Genomic DNA, 19,415 nt, shown 5'->3' on the forward strand with positions numbered 1-19,415 from the left:
TAAAAAAATTTGATTTTTCTTCTGTTAAATTGATAATCCGTTCTTTTGTAATCATTATTTTTTTTACATTTGCCCACTGAAAGAATTACGGTGTCGTGGCCGAGTGGCTAGGCAGTGGTCTGCAACACCATCTACAGCGGTTCGAATCCGCTCGACACCTCAAAAATCCTGTTTTTACAACAGGATTTTTTTTTGCTAGAAAGTTGAGTCCGGAGTAATCTTCTCTATTTCATTTTGTAGACGTTGCTCAACATTATCAGGTAATACCCCTTTAAGTATTAGAAACATACCAAAAACAATCATTAAAATACTAATTACCCGCTTGATAACATACGTTCTCTTAGGTGTAAGTTTTCTTTTTAATCTTTTTGCGAGTAACATTTTAAAAACATCTATGATAAAATACGTTAGCAAAACCATGGCAAAGAACGAAAAAATTCGATTCGAATCCATGTCTAACTGAGGTCCCATTACAATGATTATACTTAGCCAAAATCCTAAAACCCCAATATTTATAAAGTTGAGAAGAAAACCTTTTATAAAAAGTTTTAAGTAGTTGTGTTTATTAATAATTTCAACACTCGTATCCCTAAGTTTATTGTAATTCTTTCGTTCTTGAATAAATGAAATTATACCGTAAGTAGCTAGCAACATCCCACCAAAAATAAACAAAGCCGGATCATCTTTTATTTTTTCTAATATTTTATTGGTACTAAAATATGCAATGAGTATAAAGACAATATCGGCTAGAATCACTCCAAAATCTACAGCAACTGCCGCTCTAAATCCTTTTATCGCAGCTGTTTCTAATAAAACAAAAAATACAGGTCCGATCAAAAAGGCTAATAAAAATCCTAGAGGTATAGCTGCATGCGCGTCTTGAAACATAAATTTAAATCGTGTTTCTTACAAATCTAATAAATATGCTTAGTTAATCTCTATAATTTTGCCTCCAAATACTTTTTTACTATCGATCAGCCTGGGACTTCCATAAATTTTTATGGTCCCTCCTGCTGTAGTAGTTGCTTTTACAAACAGTTTTGCATTAATACTAGCGCGCCCACCGGCACTTATAGAAACGTGCGTAGAATCTGAAACTAGTTTTTGAGTTTCATATTGGCCGCCCGCTTTAATAGTAATATCTTGGCTATTGCTTGATCCGTGGACCTCGATAACTCCACCTGTAACAGATTTGGATACTAATTTCTTGACAACAATTTTTCCTTTGATTTTAGCACCTTCTTGTACGCTAAGCTTCAATGATTCTTGTACTAATGAGTCTTTGACAAGCACAGATGCGCCTTCATTAGCATCAATTGTTTTGACTGTAGTATAAAAAATTGTAACCTTGGTAGCATCTTTTTCATCCCAAAGATTGTCCAATGACATTTTTAACTTTAGCACCCCATCTTTCTCAACTACAGCGATTTCATCTTTTTGAGGACCTGAAATAGTTATTCTATTTTGATCTGCTTGTACTAATGTTACATTGATTTTATCAAAAACTTTTAGCTCCTCAAAAGGTTGTAATTCACTAGCTGTTTTTTGTTGCGCAAAAGCTCCTAAACCAACTAGAAAAAGTAGATAAAAAATAGTATTACTGTTCATTCTCTGTATTTTTATCGTATAGTATATTCCTAATTATGCTTCTACGCTTTCTTTAGAGCCAATCAAAGTAAAGTCCAAATGCCTTTTTACTAGATCAGCATTTTTAACTTTAACGTAAACCTCATCCCCTAATTGATACACATTTTTAGTTTTCTGACCCATTATAGCATATTCGTCCTGATCAAAAACATAATGATCATCATTCATATCCTTAAGTCGTACCATACCTTCGCACTTATTACTTATAATTTCGATATAAATACCCCACTCGGTTACGCCAGAAATCACACCTAAAAACTCTTCATTCTCATGATCTTTCATGAACTTAATTTGCATGTATTTGATAGAATCTCTCTCTGCAGTAGCTGCTATCCCTTCCATCGAGCTGCTATGATTACATTTTTCTTCGTATTCCTCTTCTGCTACCGATTTACCACCATCAAGATAGTGTTGTAATAAACGATGTGCCATTACATCCGGATATCTTCTAATTGGACTGGTAAAATGACTGTAATGATCGAATGCTAATCCATAATGACCGATATTGTGTGTTGTATACTCTGCTTTACTCATACTGCGTATCGCCAAAGTATCTACCAGGTTTTGTTCCTTTTTACCCTGAACATCACTTAACAATCCATTTAATGATTTTGTAGTTGATTTACGATCTTTTAAATCTAGTTTGTATCCAAAACGACTGATAATATTTTGTAATGCTGCCAGTTTTTCATCATTGGGCTCATCGTGCACTCGGTAGATAAATGTTTTCTTCGGATTTTGCTTTCCAATGAACTCTGCTACTTTTTTATTGGCAAGCAACATAAACTCTTCAATTAATTTATTAGCATCCTTAGAAGTCTTAAAAAACACTCCCGTTGGCTCACACGCTTCATTGAGACTAAACTTAACTTCGACCTTGTCAAAAGAAATTGCACCATCACGCATACGCTTATTACGCATGATTTTGGATAAATCATTCATTGTTATAACGGCATCAGCTATAGCTTGTGGTACTTCATAAGATGTTCCACTCAATGAAATTTCATCTGGAATTGTATTTGATTTGGATTCTATGATATGTTGAGCCTCTTCATAAGCAAACCGTGCATCAGAATAGGTTACTGTACGACCAAACCATTGATTTTTTATCTCTGCCTTCTTATTGATTTCAAATACTGCCGAAAAGGTATATTTCTCTTCATTAGGTCGTAGGGAACAAGCATTGTTTGATAAAATTTCCGGTAACATTGGTACAACTCTATCGACAAGATAGACCGAGGTAGCCCGCTCATAAGCTTCATCATCCAAAATAGTACCCGGTTGCAAATAGTGAGAAACATCTGCTATATGAATGCCTATTTCGTAATTTCCATTATCCAAAATTTTAAACGATAAGGCATCGTCAAAATCTTTTGCATCTTTTGGATCAATCGTAAAAGTAAGCGTATCTCGCATATCGCGACGTTTTGCTATTTCACTTTCCTGAATGGAGGTATCGATTGCATTTGCATATTCCTCTACTTCTTTAGGAAATTCATAGGGTAGCCCATATTGTGCTAGAATAGCATGAATTTCTGTATTGTGCTCTCCCGGCTTACCTAAAACTTTGAGAACTTTTCCAAACGGCGAATCTGCTTTTTCAGGCCAATCCTCAAGCTTAACCAGTACTTTATCTCCATCAGCTGCTTCAAATATCTTATTTTTTGGAATAAAGATATCTGTATACATTTTGGAATTTTGAGTACTGACAAAGGCGTAATTTTTTTGAATTTCAATTACCCCGACAAATTCATCGCGCTTTCTATTGATTACTTTAGAAATTTCTCCTTCACTTTTACCACCGCGCTTTCTTTTGTATACATAAACTTCAACTTCATCACCGTCCAATGCTTTATTGAGATTGTTTTTAGGTATGAAAATATCTTCTTCCAAATCCTCTACAACTACGTATCCTGAACCTTTTGTTGTTACATCTAATGTGCCTGTGTAGGTATTAATATTTGGTACTAACTTGAACTTACCACGTTCAACTTCTTCTATTTGTTTTTTTGCGGTAAGCTGAGATAGCTTTTTAATTATTTGATTGCGACTACTAGGATCATCTACACCTAATTTTGATGCTATCTGCTTATAATTAAATGTTTTATCAGTATCTGCCTTGAGTATTTTTAGTATGGACTGTGTAAGATTTTCAATTTTAGCTGACTGTTTTCTTCGGCTATTCTTTCTTTTCATTTAGGTCATTTATATTTTAATCTTATAAATGTACGGCTAATCTTTTAACATCATTGAATTTGGCATTAAACTTTTGTTAATCTAAAACCTGTACGATCCAACTTTTGCACAGTGACAAAATATTTTAACCAATTATTTTACCATTTCTTAAAATTTTCTTAATTTTAATATACCTTTTACCAAGTAAGTTTATACAAGCTTGTCAACATGTTAAAAATTAGTAAAGTACATAAAGTAATTCTGTTTTTTATATTCATCTTTATCGTAGGGGTGTATATTTTTATGGTTCATATAGGTAACTCTATAGATAAAAATAATAAGTTTCATCCAGAGGATTATCAAACGGAAATTGATTCATCTCATACTACTAAATTACATAACACTTCCAAACCTAATTCTTAGGTAAATGGCTTATATCTAAGCGCTATTGAAACTATTTTTCTTTAATTTTTACATCATCTTAACGAAAATCCTATAGCTAATTTGTATCTTTAAGTAAAACAATAGTGTATCGATGAAAAACTTTGTAGTTGTAATGACCTTTACGTATTCCTACGAGTACGCAGTTTTAAAACACTTATTAGAACAAGAAGGGATCAATCATTTTTTTGAAAATGAAGTAATGGCGAACGTTTTTCCCTTTTACTCAAATGCCCTAGGCGGAATACATTTGCGCGTTCACACAAACGACGTACTTTTAGCAAGAGAAATTATAGATTCTCTTCAATTACCTAAGCATCTTAAAATAGTTTAATTTCTTTATACTTGTTAACACATATATTATATTAAATTTTCTTTTTTCGAATTTTTTAAAACTTGAATGGTTATTATTATAGGGTGTTAATAGCGGTAAAACTTTTATGTTTTAAACTTGCTTTTGAAGTTAAAACCTGTAATCAAATAGCTATTAACATACATAAATTGTAATAAACGATTGATTTACATAGTATCTTAAAAAGTAATAAACAGTTGTTAATAAAACTAACATTGGTAAAATGTGAAATTTTTCTAAAAATTATAGCGGTTGATAACTCAAAATATTGGTTCAAAACTTAGCCAAAAATTGTAACGTTATAATTTTGATATATGAGGATCTTCCTTGTATTGTTATTTTTTTTGATAGTACAAAATAAACTTCCTGAATTTTAGAAACTAGTTATTCACATAAGATGTTAACAGGGTTGACTTACTTATGAACACAACGGTATAGATAAACATTTTATGTGTGTTTTTAGCCATCGTTTTATGCTATACCCCTATCTTTGTAGTAAATATGGACCTTTAAATCGAATTCTTGTGAAAATAGCTATTGGTAATGATCATGCGGGAACAGCTTATAAATTTGCTGTAAAGTCATTGTTAGAGTCTGAAGGTATAGAAGTCATTAATCACGGTACTGATGATACTAGTAGTGTTGACTACCCTGATTTTGTGCATCCGGTCGCTAAGGCAGTAGATACAGACCAAGTACAGTTTGGTATTTTGATTTGTGGAAGTGGTAATGGAGTGGCTATGACAGCTAATAAGTATACTAATGTAAGAGCTGGTCTATGTTGGATAAAAGAAATTACTGCTTTATCCAGGCAACATAACAATGCTAATATTTTATGTATTCCTGCACGGTATACATCAGAAGCTCAAGTGCTGGAAATGGTCAAAACTTTTATTGACACAGAATTTGAAGGTGGCAGACATCAAAATAGAGTCACCAAAATATCTCAATGCTCATAAAATAACTTCGCAGTTATGTCTGAAATTAATTTTTTTGTCAAAAAATTTAATGAGTTGTCTATTGATGAATTATATGAAATTTTGAGACTAAGGACAGAGATCTTTGTTGTAGAGCAAGATTGTGTATATCAGGACTTGGATAATAAAGATCAAAAAGCATTGCATGTTATTGGTGTAAAGGAGGGTAATATCGTTGCTTACACACGATTATTTGATGCTGGGGCATATTTTGACAATGCGAGTCTTGGGCGTGTAATTGTGGCAGCCGATCAAAGAAAATTTTCTTATGGACATCAACTTATCGAAGAAAGTCTAAAGGCTATAAAAAGATTTTATGCTACTGATACCATAACTATATCGGCGCAGTTATATCTAAAAAAATTTTACGAAAAACATGGGTTTCTGCAAAAAGGAGATACGTATCTTGAAGATGGTATTCCACATATAAAGATGATCCGTAGTTTGCAGAATTAGTTAAGAATATTGTTGTATTCTTTACTATCCTTAAGAATCTCTACACTTTTTAAGACTTCAGGATTATGTGTTACATAATACTCATATAAGCCTTCTCTGTAGAAATAGCGTTTTATAATTTCATCGGTTAATAGGGCTTTAATCTCTTGTTTGTCTGTATCCAAACCTTGCTCCTTGGTAGTTTGAATGGTTTTTAATAAAGCTTGATAACTATCAAACACCGATGCATCCATTTTTTCTTTTTTAGCAACCAGCATGGCTTTTTTTAAGGCAGCTTCTGTCTCAGTTTCAAAAGAAAATTGACTTTGCTTTACAAATTTTTTAAACGCTTCATAATCGCTATCAGTAAATGCAAAATCTGATGATTTATTCAAAGAATGTGAGTAATAATACTGTGTTGCAAAATCAAAAATAGCATCAGATTTTAACAAAGCTGTTGTTATATTGCTATATCCCGAAGAAGCAAGTTCAATATCTGGTTGTATACCTCCACCATCATATACAGTTCTACCGTTCTTTGTTTTAAACGCTTTGCTTTCGTTTTTATCGTAGCGTACCGCCTTATTATTTTTATCTCTGTTCCAGTAATCCAACGCTTGAATACATCTACCACTCGGAGTGTAATATCTTGAGATGGTTATCTTAATTTGTGTTCCATAGGTAAGTTTTTTGGGACGTTGAACCAAGCCTTTTCCAAAACTACGAGCTCCAATGACCACCCCACGATCCAAATCCTGTATACCACCGGCTACAATTTCACTGGCCGATGCACTTCTACCATTCACCAAAACAACCAGAGGAATAGTAACATCAATGGGTTGATTTTTAGTGTAATATTCCTTGTTATACTTTTTAACCACAGATTTTGTAGTAGTTATTAACGCATTTTTGGGTACAAAAATGTTGGTAACATTGATTGCTTCACTAAGCAATCCACCTGGATTACCTCGAAGATCCAGAATAATTTTATCAGCTCCTTTCGCTTTTAATGCTTCTAAGGCGGCGATAGTTTCACTTGATGCCTTATTATTAAATTTTGATAAGACGATATAACCAATGTTATCTGATAGCAAGGTATAAAATGGAACTGCATTCACCTCAATTTCTTCTCGTGTAAGTACGGTTGTTTTTAACTCTCCTTGTCTTTTGTATGTGATAGATACTTTTGTCCCACCAGCACCTTTAAGCAGTTCTCCTGCATCTTCGTCAAAATTCGATATGTCGATATCTCCTATCTTAATAATTTCATCTCCGGCCTTTAAACCTGCTTTATCCGCTGGATAGTCCTTATAAGGCTCTACAATTACAATGCTATGTTTACCCGTTTTTACTGTGGCGCCAATACCTGTATATTCTCCGGCATTACGAATTTTGGAAGCTTCTACATCTTGTTCATTCCAATATTTTGTATAAGGATCCAAATCATCTAACATTGCAGTAATGGCTGTATCCATAAGTTCTGCAGGATTGGTTTCATCTACGTAATTCATGTTTAATTCTTTAAACATTGTAGTAAAAATCTCGATCTGTTTGGCAATCTCAAAAAAATCGGATTTAAAACTTACGGTAGCAAAAAATAAGACTAATGCCGCGCTGCTGAATATAATTCTCTTTTTCATAGTAGGTCTATCCTTTTGAAGATGTTGGAAGTTATGTGCTTAATTGCTTTTTGAAATTTCTTTATCCATAAACTTCTGCAACACTTTCATTACACTTTTTTCTATACGAGATGAGCTAGGAAACTCTTTTCCAGTATACAGAATCATTAAATTATAAGATTGGGTAGTTTGTTGTTGTACAAGATACTTATTTTTTCTGTAGGATTCTCGCAATAAACGTTTTATATGATTACGATCTACTGCTTTTTTAAAATTACGTTTACTTACCGACACAGCAGCACGTAAATTTGTTTCTTCGGTATCCGGTCCTACAGTGTAAATTAAACGAATTGGATATTGAGCAACTGATTTCCCTTCAGAAAACAGGAATTCAATGGTTTTCTTACTTTTTAAACGCTCTTTTTTGGATAAAGTTGCTTGCATACTGTGCAAAAATAAGGATAAGATTTATTAGTATGTGAGTAAAAAAAATCCGGCCTTAATTAATAAGTCCGGATCCTAGAAACTTTAAAATAAATTATAGTTTCATTGTATTATTTCCAGCATTAATATCAGCCATTTTTTTAGATGGATCGATAACAATTTCTGATATGGTTGCTTTAGACTTTGATAAGTTGAGTTTGTACATAGGATGTGTCCACGCCCAATCATCAGCAACTACCCTATCAATATCTTGGTGTTGGTTCTTTTTCTGTCCACGCATCATACGCAGCGGAATATAGTAAGCTTCTTTGGTACCATCTTTATAAGTTACTAATAAGTCGATAGGCATAGGGATACGCCCAATTCTTTCTAAGCTGACAATAGCTTTACCATCTTCTTCTTCTATACTTTTGACACCATAATCAATTGTACTTGTGGTTTGTGTCCAATCAGTTAAATACCAGTCAAGCTGTATACCGGAAACTTTTTCTGCGATTCTTTTGAAGTCATTAGGTGTAGGATGCTTAAACTTCCAATCGGAATAGTATCTTTTTATAGTTTTTGCTAAATTTTCTTCGCCGATGATATAGCCCAACTGTGCTAAAAAGACAGCTCCTTTAGAATACGCTGAAGCACCATAGGCACCATTATAATCATAATGATCAGCTTGTGTACTTTGCGGTTGTTCTTTACCTGAAGTAGCTAACCACGTATATCCCTTGTAGATGTTTTCGAATGGATTTTCCTTTTTTTGCTCCATTACTGTATTCATTGCTAAAGCAGAAATATAACTGGTAAACCCTTCATCCATCCATTCATGCTTAGATTCGTTGGTTGCTAAAATATGTTGAAACCAGGAATGAGCCATTTCATGAGCTGTTACACCAACAAGGCTTCCAAATTCACGCTCACCTGTAATCAGCGTACACATCGCATACTCCATACCCCCATCACCTCCTTGGATGATAGAATATTGATCATAAGGATAGTCGCCAATATTTTTGTTGAAATACTCCATCAAGGCTACAGCTTTTGGCTGTAAATTTTTCCAGTTTTCTTGAATTTCCTTTTTGTTTTTATACAAAAAGTGAAGCATGGGTCCGTTAGGAACCTGTACTTTATCATGAATAAATTCCGGATCAGCAGCCCAGGCAAAATCATGCACCTGAGGTGCCTTAAAATGCCATGAGAGCTTTTTCTCTTTCGTTGTTACCTTCTTGTCACCCGATTGATATCCATGTCCAATAGCATCTGCATTTTGCAAATACCCTGTACCCCCCAACACATAATTTTTATCTATGGTGATGGTTACATCAAAATCTCCCCAAACTCCATGAAACTCTCTGGCGATATATGGGTGTGCATGCCATCCTTCAAAATCGTATTCTGCCATTTTGGGATACCATTGTGTCATTGAGAGTGCAACGCCTTCGGCATTATTGCGTCCTGATCTACGAATTTGTTTTGGTACTTGTCCATTGAACTGCATTGCAAAAGTTGCCTTTTTACCTGGAGCAATCGGTTCTGTAAGTGTCACTTCAAGAACGGTTCCTTCGGTGATATATGTTACTTCTTGTCCATCTTGAGTAAGTGCATCCACTTTAAGAAATCCAATCTCCTCCGGAGTTAATTTACTTATGCGATCCTCAACTCTACTATCAGGATCCGGCAAATTACGGGAGCGAACATCCATCTCGCTTTCCGGTTGGAAAGCGTTAAAGTATAAATGATAAAAAACCTGTGTTAAGGTATCTGGTGAATTATTGGTATATACCAATTCCTGAGTTCCTTTATATTGAAAATTCTCAACATTCATATTCACATTCATGGTATATGAAACATGTTGTTGCCAATAACTTGTATTATTTTGGCCATAAGTTGCTAGTATTCCCATACAAGAAAACACTAAAGAAAATAGTTTAGTCATAAGAATGATTATTTAGACATTTTATCAGCGTAAATTAGTGCATTATAGAGATTCACCATTTTTCCTGATTTTGATAATTCTGTAAAATTTCCTGTATTAGCTGCATCACCACCAATCACTACCGTTGCTTTTGTAGAGAGGCCACTGTTCATAAGAACTTGTTTCACTTGAGCTGCAGACAATTTGGGATAGTATGAACGGATCATTGCGGCTACTCCTGCTACCGCCGGTGCAGCCATAGAGGTTCCTTGTAAGTATTCATAAGTATTTAATGGTGTTGTAGCCCAAATTTTAACTCCGGGAGCAAATACATCGACATTACTTTTTCCATAATTCGAAAAATTCGCAACCAAATTACCTCCATACTCATAGTTTAAAGCTCCGACAGTTAAAAAGGTGTTAGCAATTTCGGATCCGGTTGTTTCCTGATCGTTTGGATATACAGCCTTTTCATCAAGATTTATTCCTTCATTACCAGCCGCATTCACGATTAAAACATCGTTATCTGCCGCATATTTAATAGCATCCTGTACCCATTCCGGATGTGTGCTGAAGTATTTTCCAAAACTTGTATTGATAACTTTAGCGCCATTATCAACCGCGTATCGAATTGCCAAGGCGATATCTTTATCATATTCATCTCCATCAGGAACAGCACGTAAGACCATAATCTTAGTATTTTGTGCTACACCATCTACACCTTTGTCATTCCCACGCTCTCCGGCAATAATACCAGCAACATGTGTACCGTGCTTTAATCCTTTCTTATCTGGTTCTGGCCCCATAACATTGTTATTCCCATAAGCAGTGTCGGTAAGGTCATCAACGTTGTCTCCCACATTTTTGCGCCCATCAAATTCAAGGTTCAAATTGTAATTTAATGAACTTGAAAAGTACTCAATACCTTCTTTAAGATTAGCTATTAGATCAGGAATACGTTCATCACCGTTAGCAAAACCAAACATTTGAGATATAAACCCAGCATGCTGTTTCATTTCGGGCGTTTCTGGATTAAGTTGAGCCACTTCAGCACTAGAATAATCTTCCTTCCCCAAGGCTTCGGTTAAGGCTTTATGAGAAACTTGTATTTGGTTAAATATTTGTTCATACTGATCTTTATTGCCCTTAGTTTCCTGATATTCTTTTTCGTACTCTGCCTTTGCTTCAATATATAATTGATATTCCGAACGATCTAATGCAGCCACATCGGACAACGTTTTTCCTTGATATTTTGGCTTTAGTTTTTTAATTATTCGTACAAATTCCAAATTTTCATTGGTGCTGTCTCCAAGATAATTCCACCCATGAACATCATCAATGTATCCATTATTATCATCATCTTTACCATTGCCTTTAATTTCGCCGGGATTGGTCCAAATTACCCCATCCAGATCTTCGTGTTCTATATCTACGCCACTATCAATGACACCGACGATTACAGTCTTCCCTTTTCTACCTTTTATAATTTCGTTATACGCTTTATCAACACTCATCCCCGGGATAGTGTCGCTTACTAAGTCAGCAGCTTTCCAATTTTTTAATTGGGTGTCAGATAAAGGAATGGTTTTCAGAGGAACGGTATCTATGTTTTCTATTGGAGTTGAGATAATTGCCGGAGTTCCACAACCGGTTAGTAATACTGCCGAAGCAAATGCCACGGCTATTTTATGTGTTGAAAGATTCATATGGTACTATTAATTAAATAATTCATTGAAGGTGTATACATCTTTTAATCGAACACCTTTTTCTGTTTGCTGAACGGTAATTATTTCGTTATGAGCATCGTGCTCTAAAAATAAATACCAGTTGTTTTTTGCAGCGTTTTCCAAAAATAATGCTTTTTCTGGCATAGTAAGTAAAGGTCTTGTATCATATCCCATAACATAAGGCAATGGAATGTGGCCTGCTGTCGGTAAAAGGTCTGCCATAAAAACAATTGTCTTATCCTGATATTGAATATGAGGAATCATTTGTTTGTCGGTATGACCATCGGCAAATAAAATATCAAAACCAAGCTCTGAGTTCGTTTGAAAGGCTTCTCCTGACCTCTTGACAAAATTAAGGTGTCCACTCTCCTGAATAGGTAAAATATTTTCTTTTAGAAAAGAGGCTTTCTCTCTGGGGTTGGGCTTAGTAGCCCACTGCCAATGTTCCTCATTACTCCACACCCTTGCATTTTTAAAAGCTAATTCATACCCTGTACGATCCGTATTCCATTGTACGGTACCTCCACAATGATCAAAATGTAGATGCGTCATAAATACATCCGTAATATCGTCTCGATGAAACCCGTATTTTTGTAACGAACGATCAATAGAGTCATCTCCCCATAAAGAGTAATAACTAAAAAATTTATCAGATTGTTTATTACCCATACCGGTATCAATAAGTAGTAATCGATCTCCATCTTCTATTAGTAAGCAACGGGCTGCGATATCGATTAGATTTTTCTCGTCCGCCGGATTGGTTTTATTCCAGATTACTTTGGGTACTACCCCAAACATAGCGCCACCGTCTAGTTTGAAGTTTCCTGCGTTTATAGGATATAATTTCATAAAGACTCAAATTATCCTTGCAAAATAGAAAAAATGGCAGCGAAGTTGACTTTATTTACAGAGTTTTTAACAGATTAGGCTCATATTTCAACTTAGAAACAATTTTGTGCAGCCTAATTCCAAAATCCAGGAGCGCTTTTACTTCTTTCACGCTAGCCAAGCGTTCTGTTTTCATGACTAAAAGAGCGTTGCCATTAGACTCAATGTGATAGTAAGGATTGCTCTCAAAAAATAAGACTAAAGCATCCGTAAAAAAAGCTTCTATTTCAGCTTTATTTTCAGCCATTAAAAAGAAACGTTTTGAAAAATCAGGATGATCTTTGATATCAATATCCTTAAATCCTGAAAACCGATATAAAAAATTCAGTAAGTCTTCTTTATGCAATGTAAAATTCGGAATAGTTTTTTTTAATTTTATACTTAAAAAAGTAGCTCGCAACTGCTTTTGAGATATAAATTCGCCTTCGGTATATTCTGTATCAAAAACGTTGAAATTTGTATGTTCATCAATTAATTGATTATGAATAAAATTGATTTTTTTTAGTTTAAAGAAAACAAAAGAATAAAGCGGATTTACTTCATATAATTTTACAGGGTTATAGGACCACTCAAAGTCATGAGCCACATTTTGTAGATCTTTCTGTCTTTTTGTAAGATTGGTTTTTGTTTTTTTAGCGTTAGAAAAGGAGAGCAATCGGCGCACTGCTAACGGATGGGTAGATGAAGTACCATGAATATCCAGTCCGTTGATATCAAAAGATCCGCCGTTGCGCGTAAAAATTTCTTGATATCCCAGCAAATGCTCCTGTACGGTAAAATCCACAAACTCACATAGCGAAAAATCAACAATGACGTCTCCATTTATCGGGATTGCATCTAAATTGTTTTTAAGCTTATAATAGTTCATAAAGCTTGAAAAATTTTTGACGCTCACAAAATAATTCCCTTGCGCCTGTTCTTTGAACATTAAAACGTTGGGGCGAATAGCATTCGAAAGAAACAGAAGCACACTTTTATTTAAGATAATATGGATAATTAATGTACTTAAAATTCCGATAAAAATACCAGTAATTAAATTGGTTGTGATCGTGGCTATTATAGTAACGAAAAAAATAAAAACTTGTTCATTTCCAATTTTTGCAATGCTTTTAAGCGTTGAAGGCGAAGCGAGCTTATATCCAGTATACACTAAGATCGCAGCAAGTGCGGTCAAAGGAATTCTGCGAAGTTGATCTTGGAATAATAACACAAAAAGAATTAGAAAAAATGCATGAAAGAAGTTAGCACTTCGATTAGATCCGCCGTTGTTTACATTGACAGAGCTACGAGCAATTACAGTAACAACGTTGAGACCTCCCAACAAACCACTCACTATAGAGGCCAGACCCAGAGCTTTTAAATCGCGATTCACATTTGATCTACGTCGCTCAGGATCTAACTGATCGATTGCTTTGATACTTAATAAGGACTCTATACTTGATATTAGTGTTATTGCTAGAACGACTCCAATAAACTGAGGCGTAAACAATAGAGAAAAATCCGGTGTAGGAAAACCAGATAAAACAGAGTCAGGAAGTTGAACTAATAAAGCTGTAGCTATTGGATATGTTTCGCTAGAGAAAAATTCATAATAATAACTATACCCAATAACGAGCACTACGATCCACATGGGTGCTGGAATTAGCTTTAAATATGGGTTTCGAATTGCTCCATGAAATCGCATAATTAGTAAACTTATTAAACCGATAGATGCGGCCGCTATGGTACTTGCAGTTGCTTGAGAGAAAAGCCCAACTACTACTGAAGGGAACGTGAGTAATAATTCGATAGTATCTCCCTGAGCATCAGTATTAGCAAACATGACATGAAGCTGTTTTGCTAAAATACTTATACCAATGGCAGCTAACATACCTTGAATTGCAGAGGAAGGAAAAAAATCACTAAGAATACCCAACCGCAAAAAACCTATAAGCAACATCAACGCTCCCGAGCAAATAATCGCTGCTAGCGTAAAGAGATAGCCCTGATAGAGATCTCCGCTTGCCAGCGTAGAGATCGCACCCAATAATACAACCACCAAACCATTGCCGGGTCCAGCAATAGTAACATGTGAACCCCCAAAGATTGCGACGACTATACCTCCAACGATTGCGGCGATAATGCCAGAAATCGGAGGTGCGCCAGACGCCAATGCTAATCCTAACCCAAGAGGAAGTGCAATTAAGGAAACAACAAAACCCGAAAACATGTTTTTTGGCAGATTACTAAGAAAGTTCATTGAGGTATTCTTAAAATTTATCATTTATCTTACAATTAATACATCGGTTGGAAGCTCTGATAAGATATATTCCATATCATGCGGAAAAATACGATCTAAAAAAGTGCTCTTTTCCGGAGCGTTCATTATTAATAAATCGGCACCGACAATCTTAGCATAATGTCCAATGGAATACCCTCTCTGTCCAAAAATTGGTTGAATTTTGATTTTAACTGCACTTTTTAGTTGTGACGGTATTTCTTTTAAAACATCATGAACTCTTAGTGCTTGTTTTTGGGAAAGTTGTTCTTTGATCAAGGTACTTTTGAGTAAAGACTTGTTATCCTGTACAATTACCTTAACGTCTTTCTTAGAAATTTCTTCAACAATCGTTAGTTGTTTACTATCCAGATTCTGTGCAAATTCAAAGGATGCGCATAACGTTTCCTGTGTTTTATTATTGTTTAAACCGTTCACTACAATATGTCGACACGGTCGAAGATCTTCAGAAGGTTTTATAAGCAATAAAACTGAACATGGTGCTTTACGAACAATTTTACGTGCGATGGATCCTATATAAAACTTTAAAATATCTTCTCTTGGTGTCGCTCCCAGCATAATTAGATCTGCATTTGTACTCTGAGCCGATTTAATAATAACCTCTACAGGATTACCGTCTTTCCATATCATTTTCACTTTTCCGTCATCGTCATCCTCAAACCCGGATAATAAATGTCGAATAGTCTCCTGCTTTTCTTTGGTTTTCTCACCAACATGCACTAGAACTAGGCGGCAATCAAAAAAGTCAACCAATCGCATGGCTTCAAAAATGTTATTTTGGAGATTTGGTGAAAAAGCAACACCTATTAAAACGGTTTTAAATTTTTGAGATAGACAAGGGTTCAAATGATATAATTTTACATTAAGGGTAGAATATAGAATTAATTTTTAAAAGTGAAAAATTGTTAACGATTTTATACATCATAAAAAAAATGACGAACTTGCTAGCTTTTTAAGACATAAAACATATGATTGAGCTATCAGGAATAATAATTTTAGGAATACTTGCGCAATGGGTAGCCTGGAAATTTAAAATCCCCGCGATATTACCTTTAATATTAATTGGACTCCTTGTTGGACCTATATCTACCTTATTTACAGAGAATAGCACAAAATTAATACAACCTATTTGGAACGGAACACAAGGCTTATTTCCCGGCGAAAGTCTATTTTATTTTGTGTCACTGGCAATAAGTATCATATTATTTGAAGGAGGACTTACGCTGCGCAGAGGGGAAATTTCAAACATCGGCCCGGTGATTATAAAACTTATTAGTGTAGCTGTAATCGTCACCTTTTTTGGCGCTGGCCTTGCTGCTCACTTTATTTTCGGACTAAGTTGGCCGATTTCTTTTTTGTTTTCCTCTCTAATTATTGTGACAGGACCTACCGTAATTACACCTATTCTTAGAAACATTCCTCTCAAAAAAGATGTCTCAGCCATTCTTAAGTGGGAAGGGATTCTAATTGATCCCATAGGAGCTTTGGTAGCAGTTCTGGTTTTTGAATTCATAAGTGTAGGAGAAGGACAAGAATTTACGCAAACTGCGTTAATGGAATTTGGAAAAATCGTTCTGTTTGGTTTCACTTTTGGTTTCACTTTTGCACACGCACTTGCTTTTGCAATCAAAAAAAATGTAATTCCTCACTATTTATTAAATGTTTTCACACTAGCAACAGTCCTTGGAGTGTTTGTACTTTCTGATGTATTTGCACACGAATCAGGTTTATTATCTGTTGTTATTATGGGAATGGTGTTAGGAAATATAAATTTACCTAATATTGAAGAACTCCTTTATTTTAAAGAATCACTAAGCGTACTGCTGATTTCGATTCTTTTTATTCTATTATCTGCAAATATTAATATTGAAGAACTTGAATTGGTATATAACTGGGAAGCAGTATTGTTATTTGCCACTGTAGTATTTTTTATCCGGCCTGTCGGTGTGTTTTTGAGCTCCATAGATTCTGGCTTAAAACTGAAAGAAAAATTATTTATTAGCTGGGTAGGACCAAGAGGTATAGTTGCGGCAGGAATAGCTTCATTGTTTGGTTTAAAATTGACTGCCGACGGTGAACCTGGAGCAGAGTATATAACACCTTTAGTTTTTATGATTGTGTTGGGAACAGTACTTTTAAACGCTACCACTGCCAGGTTATTCGCTAAACTGGTAGGTGTTTTTCTGAAAAAATCAGAGGGTATTTTAATCGTTGGTGGATCAAAGGTTTCTCGTCTTATAGCCTCATATCTTAAAACAAATGACCGACACGTTGTACTCTTGGACAATAATAAAGGTAATGTCAAAAAAGCTAAAAATTTGGGCTTAGACGCTATAGAAGGTAACATCTATAATAATACAATCAAAGATAATATAGAGTTAAGCGATATTGGAATTGTAATGGCATTGACCGGAAACAGTGATATAAATAAATATGCTATCAAAAAATTTGCAGATCAATTCGGTGAGAATGGATCTTTTAGATTGGTGACTACAGAGGAGATGAGTGATCCCGACAATAATCCGGAAGAAGGTCTATTCTCTCAAACAGATGATTATTATAAGCTCATGGATTTAGCAGAACGGTACCCAATGATTATGGAAATTGAAATAGAAAATGAAGAACACTACAAAAGCTTAATTGAATTATCTAAGAAAGAGGGGAACATGATTCCATTGTTTATTAAAACTCCCGAGGATTCCATTCGAATTATTCCATCACATAGCGAGGATGTTAAACGTATAGAGCCCGAGAGTATTTTGGCATATATTGGCAAGCCTATTGATGTTGAAGAATCGGCAACAGTAATCGATAAAACGACCGAATAAATCGATATAATACAGTATAATTTCTTAATTTTTTGTTAATTAAATACTTTTTAAGTAGTTTAGCTTTTTAACTCTAATCTATTTAACTTTTTAATTATGAAAAAAATTTTAATCTTATGTGTTAGTATCTTAGCCATTGGACTCACTTCATGTGGAAGTGATGATGATGCTGGCTTTGATTGTTTAAAGCTAACTACTGACGTTAGCACAGCGGCTTCAGCGTATGCCGAAAATCAGACTACCGAAAACTGTAATGCCTATAAACAATCTTTAGAGGCTTATCTTGAAGGTAATTGTTTCCCTGACGAACAGTCAGAAGCTTCCTTTAGAGAGCAATTGGAAGGACTTACTTGTTCATAATATAAATAAAAAGGTTCCAAGCGGAGCCTTTTTACTTTTTCTTTATCAAATACACGCAAACAGGAAAATGATCACTATATCCTCCTGTAAACCTACCATTTGCAAAACTTCTAAATGGATATCCCTTATAACTACCGTTGGCAGTAGTTAGAAATTTTTTAGCATATACTTGAGCTTTATAGTATTGAAACGTTTTGTAATCCGTTTTCATAAGTGCTTTTGAAAGCAAAACTTGATCAAACAAATTCCAGCTATCCCCCCAAGCTAGAGATCCAGTGCCATTCGACAGAATTTCTTCAAAAGGATTGAATTGTCTTGAGTCAGAAAGTGTATTTATTGTATTTGACGTATTTAAAACCTCTCGAATGCTCTCATTTTTAGGACCGTCATTAAAATCTCCCATGGTGATAATCTTTGCATAAGGATCTTTGAACAACAAAGAATCAATTATGTTACGTGTAATGCGAGCTGCTTTATTTCTTTTGTACTTGCTTCTGGCTTCGCCTCCTCTTCGTGAAGGCCAGTGATTTACTATGATGTGTAAAAGTTCATTCTCGAGATATCCGGTCACGACAAGTTGGTCACGCGTATACACACGTTTTCCTGTCTTTTGGTCATATAGTAAAACGGGGCGAGTCATCGATTGAATGGGCCTAAAAATATCTTTTCTATAGAGCAGAGCCACGTCTATTCCTCGACGATCTGGAGAATCATGATGAATGATACCATAGCGGTAGGATGCCATAGCTTCTTGTTGTATCAAATCTTCCAATACTTTCTTATTCTCAACTTCTGCAACGCCCAAAATGGCCGGTGGACTTTTAGTTAGATCACTACCTATAGCTACAATTGCAGAGGCCATATTTTTGAGCTTTTTACGATATATTGCTTCGGTCCAATGATCTTTTCCATCAGGTGTGCGGTCATCATCAAAGGTCTTAGGATCGTTTATAGTATCAAATAGATTTTCTAAATTATAAAAACCAATAGTGATAACTTTATAGGAAGTAGTAGTTTGAGCATACCCAAAAGACAAAATGTTAGTAAATAATAGGATGAGCGTAATTTTAAAATACATATAAGGTTTAGGTTTAAGAGGTAACCAAATTAACAATCATTAGAGTAACGATCAAAAAAAAATTATATAGTTAGCATCTAACTATATAGTAAAATCCAACATATCATAGACGAACAGGCGTTTCTCATGTGACGGTTTTTTTCTTGACAGCAGAAATAAATCAAAGAAGATATCTATAATTAGGGTATTTTTCCCCTGTTGCAAAACAGAAAAAATATAGTATGTTTGTCATAAGTAATTGATATGTGATAGTTTAATTC

At 34.8% G+C, this 19,415-nt stretch carries 16 protein-coding genes and 1 tRNA gene; 6 read left to right on the forward strand and 11 right to left on the reverse strand.

What is annotated here, in order from left to right; genetic code table 11:
• The first annotated feature begins 89 nt into the window (after positions 1 to 89).
• A tRNA-Cys gene (locus BD809_RS00275) sits at positions 90 to 160 on the forward strand.
• 35 nt (positions 161 to 195) lie between these two features.
• Here the strand turns inward: BD809_RS00275 and BD809_RS00280 are convergent.
• The 3 genes from BD809_RS00280 to rnr are packed head-to-tail and all read right to left on the reverse strand — an operon-like array spanning position 196 to position 3,843.
• Complete coding sequence (locus BD809_RS00280; protein WP_148780953.1) at positions 196 to 888, reverse strand: LysE family translocator; 693 nt, start codon at positions 886 to 888, stop codon at positions 196 to 198.
• Positions 889 to 927: 39 nt separating this feature from the next.
• Positions 928 to 1,608 (reverse strand): head GIN domain-containing protein, encoded by a 681-nt coding sequence (locus tag BD809_RS00285; RefSeq protein ID WP_148780954.1) that lies wholly within the window; start codon positions 1,606 to 1,608, stop codon positions 928 to 930.
• Between the two features lie 33 nt (positions 1,609 to 1,641).
• Positions 1,642 to 3,843, reverse strand: coding sequence for a ribonuclease R (gene rnr / locus BD809_RS00290; RefSeq protein ID WP_148780955.1), 2,202 nt, complete (start codon positions 3,841 to 3,843; stop codon positions 1,642 to 1,644).
• 514 nt (positions 3,844 to 4,357) lie between these two features.
• Between rnr and BD809_RS00295 the strand changes: the two genes are divergently transcribed.
• The 3 genes from BD809_RS00295 (at position 4,358) to BD809_RS00305 (ending at position 6,048) form a co-directional block, all read left to right on the forward strand.
• Entirely contained in the window at positions 4,358 to 4,597 is a 240-nt protein-coding gene (locus BD809_RS00295) for a putative signal transducing protein (protein WP_148780956.1), read from the forward strand.
• A gap of 542 nt (positions 4,598 to 5,139) precedes the next feature.
• Positions 5,140 to 5,574 (forward strand): ribose 5-phosphate isomerase B, encoded by a 435-nt coding sequence (gene rpiB / locus BD809_RS00300; protein WP_148780957.1) that lies wholly within the window; start codon positions 5,140 to 5,142, stop codon positions 5,572 to 5,574.
• Positions 5,575 to 5,589: 15 nt separating this feature from the next.
• The gene (locus BD809_RS00305; RefSeq protein ID WP_394348839.1) at positions 5,590 to 6,048 is read left to right on the forward strand and encodes a GNAT family N-acetyltransferase; all 459 of its coding nucleotides are present in this window, start codon (positions 5,590 to 5,592) and stop codon (positions 6,046 to 6,048) included.
• Here BD809_RS00305 and BD809_RS00310 read toward each other — a convergent pair.
• The 7 genes from BD809_RS00310 to BD809_RS00340 form a co-directional block, all read right to left on the reverse strand.
• On the reverse strand, positions 6,045 to 7,667 hold the full coding sequence (locus tag BD809_RS00310; RefSeq protein ID WP_148780958.1) for a S41 family peptidase: 1,623 nt from the start codon (positions 7,665 to 7,667) through the stop codon (positions 6,045 to 6,047). The genes BD809_RS00305 and BD809_RS00310 overlap by 4 nt on opposite strands.
• 39 nt (positions 7,668 to 7,706) lie before the next feature.
• Positions 7,707 to 8,090 (reverse strand): ribonuclease P protein component, encoded by a 384-nt coding sequence (rnpA, locus tag BD809_RS00315; RefSeq protein ID WP_148780959.1) that lies wholly within the window; start codon positions 8,088 to 8,090, stop codon positions 7,707 to 7,709.
• Between the two features lie 94 nt (positions 8,091 to 8,184).
• Entirely contained in the window at positions 8,185 to 10,017 is a 1,833-nt protein-coding gene (locus BD809_RS00320; RefSeq protein WP_148780960.1) for a M1 family metallopeptidase, read from the reverse strand.
• A gap of 8 nt (positions 10,018 to 10,025) precedes the next feature.
• On the reverse strand, positions 10,026 to 11,702 hold the full coding sequence (locus BD809_RS00325; protein WP_148780961.1) for a S8 family peptidase: 1,677 nt from the start codon (positions 11,700 to 11,702) through the stop codon (positions 10,026 to 10,028).
• 9 nt (positions 11,703 to 11,711) lie between these two features.
• Positions 11,712 to 12,572, reverse strand: coding sequence for an MBL fold metallo-hydrolase (locus tag BD809_RS00330; RefSeq protein ID WP_148780962.1), 861 nt, complete (start codon positions 12,570 to 12,572; stop codon positions 11,712 to 11,714).
• A gap of 55 nt (positions 12,573 to 12,627) precedes the next feature.
• Positions 12,628 to 14,850 (reverse strand): SulP family inorganic anion transporter, encoded by a 2,223-nt coding sequence (locus BD809_RS00335; protein ID WP_148780963.1) that lies wholly within the window; start codon positions 14,848 to 14,850, stop codon positions 12,628 to 12,630.
• 24 nt (positions 14,851 to 14,874) lie between these two features.
• The gene (locus tag BD809_RS00340) at positions 14,875 to 15,735 is read right to left on the reverse strand and encodes a universal stress protein (protein ID WP_246131383.1); all 861 of its coding nucleotides are present in this window, start codon (positions 15,733 to 15,735) and stop codon (positions 14,875 to 14,877) included.
• A gap of 122 nt (positions 15,736 to 15,857) precedes the next feature.
• On the opposite strand from BD809_RS00340, the gene BD809_RS00345 reads away from it, so the two are divergent.
• Complete coding sequence (locus tag BD809_RS00345; protein ID WP_148780964.1) at positions 15,858 to 17,717, forward strand: cation:proton antiporter; 1,860 nt, start codon at positions 15,858 to 15,860, stop codon at positions 17,715 to 17,717.
• 96 nt (positions 17,718 to 17,813) lie between these two features.
• Positions 17,814 to 18,077 carry a hypothetical protein gene (locus tag BD809_RS00350; RefSeq protein WP_148780965.1) on the forward strand — a complete coding sequence of 88 codons (264 nt, stop codon included), beginning with the start codon at positions 17,814 to 17,816 and terminating at the stop codon, positions 18,075 to 18,077.
• A 31-nt stretch (positions 18,078 to 18,108) separates the two neighbouring features.
• Here BD809_RS00350 and BD809_RS00355 read toward each other — a convergent pair whose 3' ends face one another.
• Positions 18,109 to 19,155, reverse strand: a complete 1,047-nt coding sequence (locus tag BD809_RS00355; protein ID WP_148780966.1) for an endonuclease/exonuclease/phosphatase family protein — start codon at positions 19,153 to 19,155, stop codon at positions 18,109 to 18,111.
• Between the last annotated feature and the right edge of the window lie 260 nt (positions 19,156 to 19,415).

The organism is Aquimarina intermedia (genome assembly GCF_008124785.1).
In the GTDB taxonomy this organism is placed as follows: Bacteria; Bacteroidota; Bacteroidia; order Flavobacteriales; family Flavobacteriaceae; genus Aquimarina; species Aquimarina intermedia.

What these genes read in the sequence shown, in the direction of transcription:
- BD809_RS00320 (WP_148780960.1), bottom strand. Translation starts at nt 10,017, where the DNA reads ATGACTAAACTATTTTCTTTAGTGTTTTCTTGTATGGGAATACTAGCA.
- BD809_RS00350 (WP_148780965.1), top strand. Translation starts at nt 17,814, where the DNA reads ATGAAAAAAATTTTAATCTTATGTGTTAGTATCTTAGCCATTGGACTC.
- BD809_RS00345 (WP_148780964.1), top strand. Translation starts at nt 15,858, where the DNA reads ATGATTGAGCTATCAGGAATAATAATTTTAGGAATACTTGCGCAATGG.
- BD809_RS00280 (WP_148780953.1), bottom strand. Translation starts at nt 888, where the DNA reads ATGTTTCAAGACGCGCATGCAGCTATACCTCTAGGATTTTTATTAGCC.
- BD809_RS00330 (WP_148780962.1), bottom strand. Translation starts at nt 12,572, where the DNA reads ATGAAATTATATCCTATAAACGCAGGAAACTTCAAACTAGACGGTGGC.
- rnpA (WP_148780959.1), bottom strand. Translation starts at nt 8,090, where the DNA reads ATGCAAGCAACTTTATCCAAAAAAGAGCGTTTAAAAAGTAAGAAAACC.
- BD809_RS00355 (WP_148780966.1), bottom strand. Translation starts at nt 19,155, where the DNA reads ATGTATTTTAAAATTACGCTCATCCTATTATTTACTAACATTTTGTCT.
- BD809_RS00285 (WP_148780954.1), bottom strand. Translation starts at nt 1,608, where the DNA reads ATGAACAGTAATACTATTTTTTATCTACTTTTTCTAGTTGGTTTAGGA.
- BD809_RS00310 (WP_148780958.1), bottom strand. Translation starts at nt 7,667, where the DNA reads ATGAAAAAGAGAATTATATTCAGCAGCGCGGCATTAGTCTTATTTTTT.
- BD809_RS00305 (WP_394348839.1), top strand. Translation starts at nt 5,590, where the DNA reads ATGTCTGAAATTAATTTTTTTGTCAAAAAATTTAATGAGTTGTCTATT.
- BD809_RS00295 (WP_148780956.1), top strand. Translation starts at nt 4,358, where the DNA reads ATGAAAAACTTTGTAGTTGTAATGACCTTTACGTATTCCTACGAGTAC.
- BD809_RS00335 (WP_148780963.1), bottom strand. Translation starts at nt 14,850, where the DNA reads ATGAACTTTCTTAGTAATCTGCCAAAAAACATGTTTTCGGGTTTTGTT.
- BD809_RS00325 (WP_148780961.1), bottom strand. Translation starts at nt 11,702, where the DNA reads ATGAATCTTTCAACACATAAAATAGCCGTGGCATTTGCTTCGGCAGTA.
- rnr (WP_148780955.1), bottom strand. Translation starts at nt 3,843, where the DNA reads ATGAAAAGAAAGAATAGCCGAAGAAAACAGTCAGCTAAAATTGAAAAT.